The sequence below is a fragment of the Streptomyces xanthii genome, assembly GCF_014621695.1.
Taxonomy (GTDB): Bacteria; Actinomycetota; Actinomycetes; order Streptomycetales; family Streptomycetaceae; genus Streptomyces; species Streptomyces xanthii.
In genome coordinates this window covers 2,868,399-2,881,714 of sequence record NZ_CP061281.1, presented here as the reverse complement: position 1 = coordinate 2,881,714, position 13,316 = coordinate 2,868,399, and the positions used below count along the sequence as shown (strand labels likewise).

The window sequence follows — 13,316 nt, the reverse complement described above, 5'->3', positions numbered from 1 at the left end:
ACTCGGTCCCCCTCCGATCGACATCCCGTCAGTTCACGGACAAGTGTGCTGCGTACGGGGTGAAGGCGCGAGGGTCCCGCGATCGCGCGATGAGGCGGCCCGGGCGGGGCGGGTGTCATCATCCAGCCATGCCCCACCCCGTCATGTTCGACGAAGACGACCCGTATCTGGTGCTCCTGCGCCGGGTGGCCCTGGCCTTCCCGGATGCCGAGGAGCAGGTCGCGCACGGCCGCCCCGGTTTCCGCGCCGGCAAGTACTTCGCCTGGTACGGCGGTTCGACCAAGGGATCCGCCGGCACCCGCGTCCGCTACGACCGGGCCCTGCTCGTCCTGCCGGACGAGAGCGACCGCGCGGCCCTCGCCGAGGACCCGCGCTGCTTCGCCCCCGCCTATCTCGCCCCCTCCGGCTGGATCGGCCTCGACCTCGCCGCCGGCGGCGCCACCGCCCCGGACGACGTCGACTGGCAGGAGGTCGCCGAACTCCTCGACGCGTCCTACCGGCAGGTCGCGGGCGCGCGCAGGGTGGCGGCCCTCGACGAGCGGGGCGGCCCGGCGGGGTGACGGGGCACGGCGGAGGTGCGCTCAGTCGAGCCGCTCGAGAATCACCGCCTCGAACTCCTCGAGAGCGATGACGTTCATCGGCACCTCCGAGGTCGCCTTCGCCCGGGTCCCCGCCTGGGTGCCGCGGGAGGCCGCCAGCGCCTCGCGGTCGCGCCAGATCGTGCCGACCGAGCCGAAGCCCGTGGCGCGGTCGGCGAGCAGTGCCGCGCCCGCGAAGCCCGGGGTCTCCTCGAACCGGGGCAGTGCGGTGGACCGGAACAGCCCGGCCAGGTCGTCGAGCGCGCCCGGCGGTATCTGGAAGCGCGCGAGGCGGAACCCCGCACCCGCAGCGGCCTGCGGACGGCGTGTGTAGCCCAGCGCCTCGAACGTCATCACGGACATCGACGACGCGAAGGGCGAGAGCAGCTCCGCCCGGCGCTGCTTCAGCTGGTCGTCGCTGCCGTGGGCGTGCTCGGCGGAGTCCCACCAGCTCCCCATGACGATCTTGCCGATCTCACGGTCGGCGAAGAGTCCGTATCCCCGGTAGCCCGGCTGCTCGGACAGCAGCTTCACGGCCTCCGCCCGGAGGCCGTCCAGGGCTTCGTCGATCTTGCCCGGATCGCCTGTCACATAAGTCGTGCGCACATGCATGACCGGCCCCCATTCCTCTCTGTGTACCTGCTTACGACACTCCTCCGGTGCCGAGGACGTCGCAAGCGGGCACGGCCGGAGCGGGCTGCGATACTGCGGGCATGGTGAATCGCCTGGCCGCATCCCAGTCGCCCTATCTGCTCCAGCACGCCGACAACCCGGTCGACTGGTGGCCGTGGTCCCCGGAGGCCTTCGAGGAGGCGCGGCGGCGCAATGTGCCCGTGCTGCTCAGCGTCGGGTACTCCAGCTGCCACTGGTGTCACGTCATGGCGCACGAGTCCTTCGAGGACGAAGCCACCGCCGCCGCCATGAACGAGCACTTCGTGAACATCAAGGTCGACCGCGAGGAGCGGCCGGACGTCGACGCGGTCTACATGGAGGCTGTGCAGGCGGCCACCGGGCAGGGCGGCTGGCCGATGACCGTGTTCCTGACCCCGGACGCCGAGCCGTTCTACTTCGGCACCTACTTCCCGCCCGAGCCCCGTCACGGCATGCCCTCCTTCACCCAGGTCCTCGGCGGCGTCCGGGACGCGTGGACCGGGCGGCGGGACGAGGTCGCCGAGGTCGCCGGGAAGATCACCGCCGATCTGGCGCGGCGCGAACTCCCGTACGGGGACACCCGGGTGCCCGGCGAGGAGGAGCTCGCGGCGGCGCTGCTCGGGCTGACCCGGGAGTACGACGCGACGTACGGCGGATTCGGCGGGGCGCCCAAGTTCCCGCCGTCCATGGTCATCGAGTTCCTGCTGCGCCACCACGCGCGCACCGGCGCCGAGGGTGCCCTCCAGATGGCCGTCGACACGTGCGAGCGGATGGCCCGCGGCGGGATCTACGACCAGCTCGGCGGCGGCTTCGCGCGCTACTCCGTGGACCGCGAGTTCACCGTGCCGCACTTCGAGAAGATGCTGTACGACAACGCGCTGCTGTGCCGGTCCTACGCCCACCTGTGGCGGAGCACCGGCAGCGAGCTCGCCAAGCGGGTCGCGCTGGAGACCGCCGACTTCATGGTGCGCGAACTGCGCACGAACGAGGGCGGGTTCGCCTCGGCGCTCGACGCCGACAGCGAGGACCCGACGACCGGCAAGTCCGTCGAGGGCGCCTACTACGTGTGGACGCCCGCGCAGCTGACCGAGGTGCTCGGCGCCGAGGACGCGGCCGTCGCCGCCCAGCACTTCGGGGTCACCGAGGAGGGCACCTTCGAGGAGGGCGCCTCCGTGCTGCGGCTCCCGCAGACCGAGGGCGTCGCCGACGCCGGCCGGGTCGAGCGGATCCGGGAGCGGCTGCTCGCGGCCCGCGCCGGGCGCCCCGCGCCCGGACGGGACGACAAGGTGGTCGCCGCCTGGAACGGCCTGGCGATCGCCGCGCTCGCCGAGACCGGCGCCTACTTCGGCCGCCAGGACCTCGTCGACGCCGCCGTCTGCGCCGGTGATCTGCTCGTCCGCCTGCACATGGACCCGCTCGCCCGTCTCACCCGCACCAGCAAGGACGGCCACGCCGGGCACAACGCGGGTGTTCTGGAGGACTACGCGGACGTCGCCGAGGGCTTCCTCGCGCTGGCGTCGGTGACCGGCGAGGGCGTGTGGCTGGAATTCGCCGGGTTCCTGCTCGACCACGTCCTCGACCGGTTCGTGGACCCGGAGAGCGGCGCCCTGTACGACACGGCCGCCGACGCCGAGCAGCTGATCCGCCGCCCCCAGGACCCGACCGACAACGCCACCCCGTCCGGCTGGACCGCCGCCGCCGGCGCCCTCCTGTCGTACGCCGCGCAGACCGGGTCCGAGCCGCACCGCGCCGCCGCCGAGCGGGCGCTGGGGGTCGTGAAGGCGCTCGGTCCGCGCGCGCCCCGGTTCATCGGCAACGGCCTGGCGGTCGCCGAGGCGCTGCTCGACGGGCCGCGCGAGGTCGCCGTCATCGGGGAGATCGGCGGCCGCATGCACCACGCGGCGCTCACCGCGACCGCGCCCGGCGCGGTGGTCGCCGCCGGGCCCGAGGGCGGCACCGAACTCCCGCTGCTCGCGGACCGGCCGAAGGTGGACGGGCGGGAGACCGTCTACGTGTGCCACCACTTCGTCTGCGACGCGCCCGTGACCGACGTCGGGGGACTGACGCGCATCTTGGGTGAAACGCAGGGTTAACGCGGCTTAGCACGGTATTTATCCGAACAGGTTCCCCTCCTTCACAGGTTCCCCATATCCTCAGCCCATCGGTGGGGTGAGTGTGGCTGAATGTCGCACTTAGGGGGATCTGGGGGGATCTTTTGCTTGCAACCGATGTCGTCGGCATGTCCGATGCCGGCGCGATACTCAGTGCTGCGCTCGTCGCGGCCATATCACTGGCCCTGTTCTGGATGGCCGCCTTCACGCTGTGGTGGCAGATGCACGCCTGGCGCACGCCGGAGGTGCTCGCCTCCACGCGCTTCGCGGCCCCCGGAGATCACGGGGCCCTGTCCTTCTCGCTGCTCCTGCCCGCCCGGCACGAGCAGGCCGTGCTCGATCACACCGTCCAGCGGCTCCTCGAGTCCGGCCACCGTGACTTCGAGATCATCGTCATCGTCGGGCACGACGACCCCGGGACCGCCGAGGTCGCCGAGCGGGCCGCCGCCCGCGACCCGCGCGTGCGCGTCGTCGTCGACACCCACGCCAGGAAGAACAAACCCAAGGCCCTCAACACCGCGCTCCCGTACTGCCGGGGCGACGTCGTCGGGGTCTTCGACGCCGAGGACCAGGTCCACCACGACCTGCTCGCCCACGTCGACCACGCCTTCCGCGACACCGGCGCCGACGTCGTGCAGGGCGGCGTCCAGCTGATCAACTTCCACTCCAGCTGGTACAGCCTGCGCAACTGCCTGGAGTACTTCTTCTGGTTCCGCTCCCGGCTGCACCTGCACGCCCAGAAGGGCTTCATCCCGCTCGGCGGCAACACCGTCTTCGTCCGCACCGACGTGCTCAGACAAGCCGGCGGCTGGGACCCCGAGTGCCTCGCCGAGGACTGCGACCTCGGCGTGCGCCTGTCCAGCACCGGCAAGAAGGTCGTCGTCGCCTACGACTCCGACATGGTCACCCGCGAGGAGACCCCGGGCACCCTGCTGTCCCTGCTCAAACAGCGCACCCGCTGGAACCAGGGATTCCTCCAGGTCTACCGGAAGAAGGACTGGAAGCAACTGCCCACGCTCCGGCAGCGGATGCTCGCCCGCTACACCCTCATGACCCCGTTCATGCAGGCATTCACCGGCCTGATCATCCCGCTCAACGCCGCGGTCGCCCTCCTCATGGACGTCCCCGTCGGCATCGCCTTCATCACCTTCCTGCCGGCCGTCACCGCGTTCGTGACCTTCGTCTTCGAGGTCGTCGGCCTGCACGACTTCGGCAAGCAGTACGGGATGCGCGTCCGGTTCGTCCACTACCTCAAGCTCATCGCCGGCGGGCCCTTCTACCAGCTGCTCCTCGCCGGCGCCGCGATCCGCGCCGTCTGGCGCGAGCAGCGCGGCCGCAGCGACTGGGAGCTGACCAGTCACGTAGGAGCCCATCTGCCCGCCGAGCGTGCCGCCCGAGAGGACGTACCCGCGTGACCGCCACCCTCCCCGCGGCCGGCAGCTCCACGCCGGTCGCGCAGCCCACCCATGTCCCCGCCCGCCTGCGCACCCCGGTCCGCGCCGTCCGTTTCCGCAGCTCACCGGCCGACCTCGCGCTGTGCGGGGTGCTCCTCGCCGCGATCGTCCTCGTCCAGGGCTGGAACATCGCGGGCTACCCCAACTTCAGCGACGACGAGGGCACGTACCTCGCCCAGGCCTGGGCCGTGCAGCAGGGCGACGGCCTCGCCCACTACACGTACTGGTACGACCACCCGCCGCTGGGCTGGCTCCAGCTCGCCGCCGTCAGCTGGATCCCGGCGCTCGCCGACCCGTCCGCCATGACCGTCGGCACCATGCGGCTCGCCATGCTCGGCGTCAGCGCGGTCAGCGCCGTCCTCGTCTACGTCCTCGCCCGCAGGCTGCGGCTGCCGATGTGGGCGGCCGGCCTCGGCATGGCCCTGTTCGGGCTCTCCCCGCTGGCCGTGGTGCTCCAGCGCGAGATCTTCCTCGACAACATCGCCGTGATGTGGATGCTCCTCGCGTTCTGCCTCGCGGCGTCCCCGAGCCGGCACCTGTGGCACCACTTCGCCGCCGGACTCGCCGCCGCGACGGGCGTCCTCTCCAAGGAGACGATGCTCGTCCTGCTGCCCGCGCTGCTCGTCACCATGTGGCGCCACGGCCACCCGGCGACCCGCAAGTTCGCCCTCACCGGCGCGGTCACCGCGTGCGCCCTCGTCGGCCTCTCGTACCCGCTGTTCGCCCTGCTCAAGGGCGAGCTGTTCCCCGGCGGCGGGCACGTCTCGCTGTGGGACGGCATCAGCTACCAGCTCAGCCGCCCCGGCTCCGGCTTCGTTCTCGACGCCGGCTCCGGCTCGCACGGTGTGCTCCACTCCTGGCTCTACTACGACCGGGTGCTGCCCATCGGCGGGCTCGCCGCCGCCCTGTTCCTGCTCGTCACCCTGCGCTGGTCGGTCACCGCCCGCGCCCTCGCCGGACCCGCGCTCGCCGTCGCCGTGCTCGCCCTCGTCGCGATGCGCCCGACCGGCTATCTGCCCGCCATGTACATCGTGCAGGCGCTGCCGTTCCTCGCCCTCGTCCTCGCCGGGGCCGCCGCCGGAGTCGTCCACGCCCTCGTGCACCGGGGCCGGGCGCCGCGCGGGCTGCGCCTCACCGCCGTCGCGGTGCTCGCCGCCTGCGCGGCCGCTCTCGTCGCACCGCGCTGGTACGACGGCGACCGCACCGCGATGACCGTCGACGCGAACGCGCCGTACCGGGGCGCCGCCGCCTGGATGGCGAGCGAGGTCCCCGATCCGGCCTCCACCCGCGTCCTCGTCGACGACGCGCTCTGGCTCGACCTCGTCCACGCCGGCTACGAACCCGGCCTCGGCGCCATCTGGTTCTACAAGGCCGACCTCGACCCGGCCGTCACCAGGACGATGCCGGACGGCTGGCGCGACCTCGACTACGTGGTCGCCTCGCCCACCGTGCGCCGCGACGCCGCCGACCTGCCGAACGTACGGGACGCGCTGCGGCACTCCACCCCCGTCGCCACCTTCGGCGAGGGCCCGGACCGCATCGAGATCCGCCGCGTCCAGGGAGGCGGGAGCCGATGACCGTGCACCCCGAGACCGAACTCGACGGCGCCGAGGTGCCCGAGCCGGGCGCCGTCACCATCGTCGTCCCCACCTTCAACGAACAGGACAACATCGCCGAACTCCTGTACCGCGTCACGGAGTCGGTCCCGCACCGGCTGCCCTGCGAGGTCCTCTTCGTCGACGACTCCACCGACGAGACGCCTCGCGTCATCCGCGAGATCGCCCAGGACTGCCCCTTCCCGGTGACCGTCCTGCACCGCGACGAACCCACCGGCGGGCTCGGCGGCGCCGTCGTCGCCGGGATCCGCGCCGCCACGTCCGACTGGGTCGTCGTCATGGACGGCGACCTCCAGCACCCGCCGTCCCTCGTGCCGGAGTTGGTGGCGACCGGCGAGCAGGAGGGCGCCCAGCTCGTCGTCGCCAGCCGCTACCTGCCCGGCGGCAGCCGCGCCGGGCTGTCCGGCGGCCACCGCGTCGCCGTGTCCCGCGCCTCCACCTGGCTCGCCAAGGGCCTCTTCCCGCGCGCCCTGCGCGGCATCAGCGACCCGATGAGCGGCTTCTTCGCGATCCGCCGCGCCGCCGTCCACCCCGACGCCCTCAAGCCGCTCGGGTACAAGATCCTGCTCGAACTCGCCGTCCGCACCGGCCGGTTGAGCGTCGCCGAAGTGCCGTTCGTCTTCCAGGAGCGGCACGCGGGCGAGTCCAAGTCCGGCCTGCGCGAGGGCCTGCGCTATCTGCGCCACCTCGTCGAACTGCGCACCGCCGCCCCGCTCGCCCGCATGCTCGTCTTCGGCCTGATCGGCCTGACCGGCTTCGTGCCCAACCTGCTCGCCCTGTCCGCCCTCACCCACACGGGCCTGCACTACCTGCCGGCCGAGGTCCTCGCCAACCAGGCGGGCGTCGCCTGGAACTTCCTGCTCATCGAGGGCCTCCTCTTCCGCACCCGGCGCGGCCACCGCCACTGGGCCGACCGCACCGCCCGTTTCGCCCTGCTCGCCAACGCGGACCTGGTGCTGCGCATCCCGCTGATCGCCCTGTTCGTCCGGGAACTGGGCCTGGCCGTGCTGCCCGCGACGGCGCTCGCGCTCGTCACCACGTTCGTCCTGCGCTTCGCCGGCACCGAGGCGCTCGTCTACGCGAAAAGGACCAAGAAGCCCGGGACACCGCAGGTGTCCGGCCCACCGGAGATCGCCGAGCCGACCGCCGAGACCGCGACAGGAGCCGCCGCGTGAGCCGCACGACAGGTACGAGGACACGAACGTCGCGCACGAGACGGCCGGGGCCCACCCGGAGAACGGCCCTCGCGGGGGTGACCGCGCTCGCGGCCTCCCTCCTGATGGCCGTGCCGCAGCCCGCCTCCGCCGCGAACCTCATCAAGAACCCCGGCTTCGAGACCGCGGGGACCGGCGACATGCCGGCCTGCTGGGAGAAGTCCGGCTGGGGCGACAACGACTTCACGTTCACGACGACCGCCGACGCCCGCACCGGCACCAAGGCCATGAAGGTCGAGCTGACCCGCCGCGTCGACGGCGACCGCAAGGCGCTCATCACCGAGTCCGCCGACTGCGCGCCGCCCGTCACCGTCGGCAAGCAGTACGACCTGGGCCTCTGGTACAAGACGACGACGCCGGACGCCTCGGTCACGCTGTTCCGGCACGACACGACCGCCGGCTGGCAGTACTGGACCGACCTCAAGACCCTGGACATGAGCGCGGGTTGGGACCGGGCGGCCGTCCGCACGCCCGAGGTGCCGCCCGGCACCGACCGCATCAGCTGGGGCGTCTCCGTCTACGGCACCGGCTCGGCGACCACCGACGACTACACGATGGAACAGGTCGCGGACCCGGTCCCCGAACCCGGGTGCACCGGCACGCAGAAGGAGTGCGCGGACGGCCGCTGGGACGTGCTGCCCACGCAGAACCCGGTCCGCTCCATGCACTCCGTCGTCCTCAGGAACGGCAGGATCCTGCTGATCGCGGGCTCCGGCAACAGCGAGGAGATGTTCGCGGCCGGCACCTTCACCTCGGCGGTGTACGACCCGGAGAAGGGCACGTACAAGACGATCCCGACGCCGAAGGACATGTTCTGCGCGGGCCACGTGCAGCTCGCCGACGGCCGGGTCCTCGTGATGAGCGGCAACAAGGCGTACCCGGCCAAGGACGGCTCGCACGGTTACGAGGGCTTCAAGGACTCGTACGTCTTCGACCCGGCCACCGAGTCGTACACCAAGACGAACGACATGAACGACGGCCACTGGTACCCGTCCGCGACCGTCATGGGCAACGGCGACGTGATGTCGTTCGGCGGCCTGCGCGAGGACTCCACCGGCTCCGTCACCGCCGAGCGCTTCGACGCGGCGAAGGGGGAGTGGCTGCCGCTGTCGCTGGTCCACCAGACCTGGTCGTACTGGGGCCTGTACCCGTCGATGATCCTCATGCAGGACGGCCGCCTCTTCTACTCCGGCAGCCACGTCTTCGGCAACGGCACGCCCGGCACCGGCGCCTCCGTCTACGACTACGACAAGAACACCGTCACGGACGTCCCCGGCCTCCAGAACAAGGACCAGCGCGACCAGTCCGCCAGCGTGCTGCTGCCCCCGGCCCAGGACCAGAAGGTCCTCACGATGGGCGGCGGCAACATCGACTCCAACCCGGACGCGGGCCGCCTCGTCGACGTCATCGACCTGAAGCAGCCGAACCCGGCGTACGTGGCCGGGCCCCAGCTCCCGCAGGGCACCGTCGACCTGGGCAACGGTCCGCAGCCCGAGACCGGCGCGCAGGGCAAGATGTACGTCTCCGCGGTGCTGCTGCCCGACGGCAAGGTCCTGGAGACGGGCGGCGCCCTGCACAACCGGGCCGACCCCGTGTACGAGTCCTCGATCTTCGACCCGCAGACCACGACCTTCGACCCGGTCGCCCCGGACCCCGAGGCCCGCGGCTACCACTCCTCCGCGTTCCTGCTCCCCGACGGCCGCGTCATGACCACCGGCGACAACCCGGGCAACGGCTCCTGGAACCACAACGTGTCGATCTACACGCCGCCCTATCTCCTCAAGGGCGCCCGGCCGAAGATCACCTCGGTCATCGACAAGGAGTGGAAGTACGGGGACACGCAGCGGATCACCGTCGACCGGCCGATCGCCAAGGCCGAGCTGATCCGCCCGGCGGCGGTGACGCATTCGTCGGATCCCAATCAGCGGTTCGTGGATCTGCCGCTGTCCGTGGACGGGGCGAACGTCGACCTGAACGTCACGTCCAACCCGAACCTGGCGCCGCCCGGGTGGTACATGCTCTTCGCGGTGGACGCGAACGGGGTGCCGTCCGTCGCCGAGTGGGTCCATCTGACCGGGGCCGCGGTCTCCGGCGCCGGGGATGTCTCGGCGCACGTCCACTCGTTCGCGGACGGGCTCGCCGCCGAGCCGAAGGGCAAGCGGGCGGCACGGAAGTCGGCGCCGGTCAGCCCGGTCGTCGCCGGGTGCGACCGGCACTACGGCTCGGCGAACGTGTGCGTCCCTACTGTCTTCCCGCCCCAAGTGAAGTCGTCCACGAGGGCGCGCTGCGCTTGGCTGGCGGAACAGAGGTTCGGGCGGCTCGTGGTGAACGGGGCCGATGATCCGCTGCGGCTGGACCGGAACGGGGACGGGGTCGCTTGCGGGCGGGGGGACGCGTCTGCCCGATGACGGTCTCGTTGCCGGGTGCGCCCCCGGTGGGGGCTGGTCGCGCAGTTCCCCGCGCCCCTGGAAGGCTGCGGCTTCGCCGCGCCTTCCCCAGATGAAAGGCGCCCTGCGCCTTGATCGGGGAAATGCGCCCGAAGGGCATGCATTTCAGGGGCGCGGGGAACTGCGCGACCAGCCCCCACCCACCCGCACCCGGCACTCGACCCCTCAAAGGCCCCGCTGCACCGTGTCCAGCGCCCTCAGGACGACCTCCCGCAACTCGACGGAGTCGGGGCGTTCGGCCCAGTACATCGTGGCCTCCATCAGCGCTCCGACGACCGCCATCGCGTAGACCCGGACCTCGAGATCCCCGGGATCCCGCCCCGTCCGCTCCGCCACGACCCGGCACACGATCTGCCCGGTCACGGACATGGACTCCATCATCCGTGACCGGACCGCCGGCACCTCCACCTGCAACCGCATCCGCAGCCGCGAGGTCTCCGGGTCCTCGCTCTGTACGGCGAGTTGCAGACTGTGGTCGATCACGTGCCGCAGGGAGTCGACGATGGACTCGTCGGAGGGGCGGGCGCGCAGCTCCCGCTCGAGGATCGGGTCGAACTCGTCGGTGAGGACGATGTCTTCCTTGGTCGGGAAGTAGCGGAACACCGTGGAGGGGGAGACCTCCGCCGCCTCGGCGATCTGCTCGACGGTCGTCGCGTCGTAGCCCTGCTCCCGGATCAGGCGGTACGTCGCCTCGCGGATCGCCGTGCGGGTCTTGATCTTCTTGCGCTCCCGGAGCCCGATGCGCGGCTCCGAGGTCTGTGCTGAGGCGGCCATGACCCTCATTCTCGGGCATCGGCGCCGACCGGGGCCACCTGCTTGCCGGGCCCGCCGGTCGCCGGGGGGCCGGGCATGAGGACCGCCGCGAGCACGGCCGCGGCGAGCGCCGTGATGCCGATGACGACGAGCGCCAGGTCCATGCCGTGCAGGTACGCGGCGTCGGCGGACGCGGCGAGCGCCCGGTCGCCGAGCCGCCCCGCGACGACGTGCGCGCCGATCACCGAGTCCCCGGCCGCGTCCGCCGCCGCGCCGCGCAGCCCGCCCGTGTCCAGGTGCGCGGAGTACGCCCCGGCGACCAGCGCCCCGAGCAGCGCGACGCCGAGCGCGCTGCCGGTCTGCCGCACCGTGCTGAGCAGGCCGGAGCCGCGGCCCGCCTCGTCCTTGGGCAGGGTGGTGAGGGCCCCGCTCATCGCGGGGATCATGGCGAACGCGAAGCCGACGCCGGCGATGCTCAGCCACAGCGCCGTGAACCCGTACCCGGAGTCGACGGTGGTCCGCGCCCCGAGGAACCCGGCGAACGCGAGCACGACCAGCGCCACGCAGATCACGGACCGCGCCCCGAACCGGTCGACGAGGGGTTGTGCGAGCCGGGCCGCGAGCAGCATCCCGCCCATCATGGGGATGATCCGCACCCCGGTGCCGAGCGCGTCCGTGCCGAGCACCGCCTGCAGGTACTGGGGCAGCACGAACATCAGGCCGGACATGACGAACATGCCGAGCGTGGCGAGCAGCGTGTTCGTCAGGAAGCCCCGGTTGCCGAGCAGGGACAGGTCGAGCATGGGGCGCGGGCTGCGGCGCTCCCGTCGGACGAGCGCGGTGAGCAGGACGGCGGCCGCCGCGAAGGAGCCGAGGACGGTGCCGCTGCTCCAGCCCTTGCCGGGGCCCTCGATGATCGCGTAGATGAGGGCGCCGAGGCCGACCGCGGTGAGGACCGTGGAGAGGACGTCGACGCGGGGCGCGGCCGGGTCGCGGGTCTCCGGCAGCAGGAAGAGGCAGGCGGTGATGCCGATCGCGACCATCGGCACGTTGATCACGAACACCGAGCCCCACCAGTAGTGGTCCAGGAGCCAGCCGCCGATGATCGGGCCGAGCGGCAGGCCGAGCGCGGACGCCGCCGAGATCATGGCGACGGCCTTGGTCTGCTCGGCGCGCGGGAACAGGCCGGGCAGGACGGAGATGGCGAGCGGCATCACGAAGGCCGCGCCGACGCCCATGAGCGCGCGGGCCGCGATCACCCACGTCACCTCGGAGGAGAGCGCGCCGACGACGGACGCGGCGAGGAAGACGCCGAGCCCGCCGATGAGCATGCGGCGCCGCCCGAACCGGTCGCCGAGCAGTCCCGCCGGGAGCATCAGCGCGGCGAACACCACGATGTAGGAGTCCGCCATCCACTGCTGCTCGCCCGTGTCGGCGCCGAGCTGCGCGGCGATGCTCGGGAGCGCCACGTTGAGGATCGTCATGTCGAAGCCGAGCACGAGCATGCTCGCGACCAGGGCCCCGAGGGCCCACCAGCGCCGGGGGTCCGGGCGCGCTTCCGTCTGTGCAGTGACAGTAGCCATGAAATGAGAGTAGCTCTCACTTGGGAGTGGATGTCAATCAAAACTCTCTCTCTGGGCACGCGAAAGGGCCGCGGCGAGTGCCGCGGCCCTGAAGGGGAAGCTCGTACGGATCAGGCGTGCTGGTACGCCACCAGCGAGATCCCGACGTAGTGCACGACGAACGCGGCCAGCGTGAGCGAGTGGAAGACCTCGTGGAAGCCGAACCAGCGCGGCGACGGGTTCGGCCGCTTGATCCCGTAGATGACCCCGCCCGCGCTGTAGAGCAGCCCGCCGACGATCACGAGGACGAGCACCGCGATGCCGCCCTCCCGCATGAAGTCGGGGAGGAAGAAGACCGCGGCCCAGCCCATCGCGATGTAGCAGGGGGTGTAGAGCCAGCGCGGGGCGCCGACCCAGAAGACGCGGAAGACGATGCCGGCCGCCGCCGCGGCCCAGATGCCCCACAGCAGCCACTGCCCCTTCGCCTCGGGCAGCAGGAGCATCGTCAGCGGGGTGTAGGTGCCCGCGATGATCAGGAAGATGTTCGCGTGGTCGAGGCGGCGCAGCACCCCGCCGGCCTTCGGCCCCCAGTTCCCCCGGTGGTAGAGCGCGCTGACCCCGAAGAGCAGACAGGCCGTGAGGACGTAGATCCCGCAGGCGACGCGGCCCCGCGTGGAGTCGGCGAGAGCGGTCAGGACGATGCCGGCGATCAGCACGGCGGGGAACATGCCCGCGTGCAGCCAGCCGCGCAGTATCGGCTTCAGCAACGACGGCTCTGCTGCGGGGATTTCGCTGGGCTCTGCGGCGGCGCTCATGGCGGGCATCGTACCTACGGGACCGTAGGCGACAGATATGGAGCCTCCCCCCTTTTCCGTCCTGGGGCTGCCCCCACCCTCACTCGTGCGGCCGTGAGCGGAGGCGGACGGCAAT

At 71.8% G+C, this 13,316-nt stretch carries 10 protein-coding genes; 6 read left to right on the top strand and 4 right to left on the bottom strand.

What is annotated here, in order from left to right; translation table 11 throughout:
* Window positions 1–128: 128 nt before the first annotated feature.
* On the top strand, window positions 129–560 hold the full coding sequence (locus IAG42_RS12905) for an MmcQ/YjbR family DNA-binding protein (RefSeq protein WP_188337165.1): 432 nt from the start codon (window positions 129–131) through the stop codon (window positions 558–560).
* Between the two features lie 21 nt (window positions 561–581).
* On the opposite strand, the gene IAG42_RS12900 is transcribed toward IAG42_RS12905, so the two are convergent.
* On the bottom strand, window positions 582–1,190 hold the full coding sequence (locus IAG42_RS12900) for an antibiotic biosynthesis monooxygenase (RefSeq protein WP_188337164.1): 609 nt from the start codon (window positions 1,188–1,190) through the stop codon (window positions 582–584).
* A 101-nt stretch (window positions 1,191–1,291) separates the two neighbouring features.
* On the opposite strand from IAG42_RS12900, the gene IAG42_RS12895 reads away from it, so the two are divergent.
* The 5 genes from IAG42_RS12895 (at window position 1,292) to IAG42_RS12875 (ending at window position 10,032) form a co-directional block, all read left to right on the top strand.
* The gene (locus tag IAG42_RS12895) at window positions 1,292–3,322 is read left to right on the top strand and encodes a thioredoxin domain-containing protein (protein WP_188337163.1); all 2,031 of its coding nucleotides are present in this window, start codon (window positions 1,292–1,294) and stop codon (window positions 3,320–3,322) included.
* 146 nt (window positions 3,323–3,468) lie between these two features.
* On the top strand, window positions 3,469–4,755 hold the full coding sequence (locus IAG42_RS12890; protein ID WP_188337162.1) for a glycosyltransferase: 1,287 nt from the start codon (window positions 3,469–3,471) through the stop codon (window positions 4,753–4,755).
* Window positions 4,752–6,371, top strand: coding sequence for an ArnT family glycosyltransferase (locus tag IAG42_RS12885; protein WP_188337161.1), 1,620 nt, complete (start codon window positions 4,752–4,754; stop codon window positions 6,369–6,371). Before IAG42_RS12890 ends, IAG42_RS12885 begins: the two co-directional genes overlap by 4 nt.
* On the top strand, window positions 6,368–7,585 hold the full coding sequence (locus tag IAG42_RS12880) for a glycosyltransferase (protein WP_188337160.1): 1,218 nt from the start codon (window positions 6,368–6,370) through the stop codon (window positions 7,583–7,585). The genes IAG42_RS12885 and IAG42_RS12880 overlap by 4 nt, the downstream gene beginning before the upstream one ends.
* 104 nt (window positions 7,586–7,689) lie before the next feature.
* Window positions 7,690–10,032: a galactose oxidase early set domain-containing protein gene (locus tag IAG42_RS12875; RefSeq protein ID WP_188341345.1), complete on the top strand. Its 2,343-nt coding sequence runs from the start codon at window positions 7,690–7,692 to the stop codon at window positions 10,030–10,032.
* A 204-nt stretch (window positions 10,033–10,236) separates the two neighbouring features.
* Here IAG42_RS12875 and IAG42_RS12870 read toward each other — a convergent pair whose 3' ends face one another.
* From IAG42_RS12870 to trhA, 3 genes are all read right to left on the bottom strand, one after another.
* Window positions 10,237–10,845, bottom strand: coding sequence for a TetR/AcrR family transcriptional regulator (locus IAG42_RS12870; protein ID WP_188337159.1), 609 nt, complete (start codon window positions 10,843–10,845; stop codon window positions 10,237–10,239).
* Window positions 10,846–10,850: 5 nt separating this feature from the next.
* Window positions 10,851–12,407 carry an MFS transporter gene (locus IAG42_RS12865; protein ID WP_188337158.1) on the bottom strand — a complete coding sequence of 519 codons (1,557 nt, stop codon included), beginning with the start codon at window positions 12,405–12,407 and terminating at the stop codon, window positions 10,851–10,853.
* A gap of 110 nt (window positions 12,408–12,517) precedes the next feature.
* A complete protein-coding gene (gene trhA, locus IAG42_RS12860; RefSeq protein WP_384621185.1) occupies window positions 12,518–13,201 on the bottom strand; it encodes a PAQR family membrane homeostasis protein TrhA in 684 nt (227 codons plus the stop codon).
* Window positions 13,202–13,316 lie beyond the last annotated feature (115 nt).

Excerpts from the sequence above, each read along its gene's own strand:
- trhA (WP_384621185.1), bottom strand. The coding sequence starts at position 13,201 with ATGAGCGCCGCCGCAGAGCCCAGCGAAATCCCCGCAGCAGAGCCGTCG.
- IAG42_RS12865 (WP_188337158.1), bottom strand. The coding sequence starts at position 12,407 with ATGGCTACTGTCACTGCACAGACGGAAGCGCGCCCGGACCCCCGGCGC.
- IAG42_RS12895 (WP_188337163.1), top strand. The coding sequence starts at position 1,292 with ATGGTGAATCGCCTGGCCGCATCCCAGTCGCCCTATCTGCTCCAGCAC.
- IAG42_RS12880 (WP_188337160.1), top strand. The coding sequence starts at position 6,368 with ATGACCGTGCACCCCGAGACCGAACTCGACGGCGCCGAGGTGCCCGAG.
- IAG42_RS12870 (WP_188337159.1), bottom strand. The coding sequence starts at position 10,845 with ATGGCCGCCTCAGCACAGACCTCGGAGCCGCGCATCGGGCTCCGGGAG.
- IAG42_RS12875 (WP_188341345.1), top strand. The coding sequence starts at position 7,690 with ATGGCCGTGCCGCAGCCCGCCTCCGCCGCGAACCTCATCAAGAACCCC.
- IAG42_RS12900 (WP_188337164.1), bottom strand. The coding sequence starts at position 1,190 with ATGCATGTGCGCACGACTTATGTGACAGGCGATCCGGGCAAGATCGAC.
- IAG42_RS12905 (WP_188337165.1), top strand. The coding sequence starts at position 129 with ATGCCCCACCCCGTCATGTTCGACGAAGACGACCCGTATCTGGTGCTC.
- IAG42_RS12890 (WP_188337162.1), top strand. The coding sequence starts at position 3,469 with ATGTCCGATGCCGGCGCGATACTCAGTGCTGCGCTCGTCGCGGCCATA.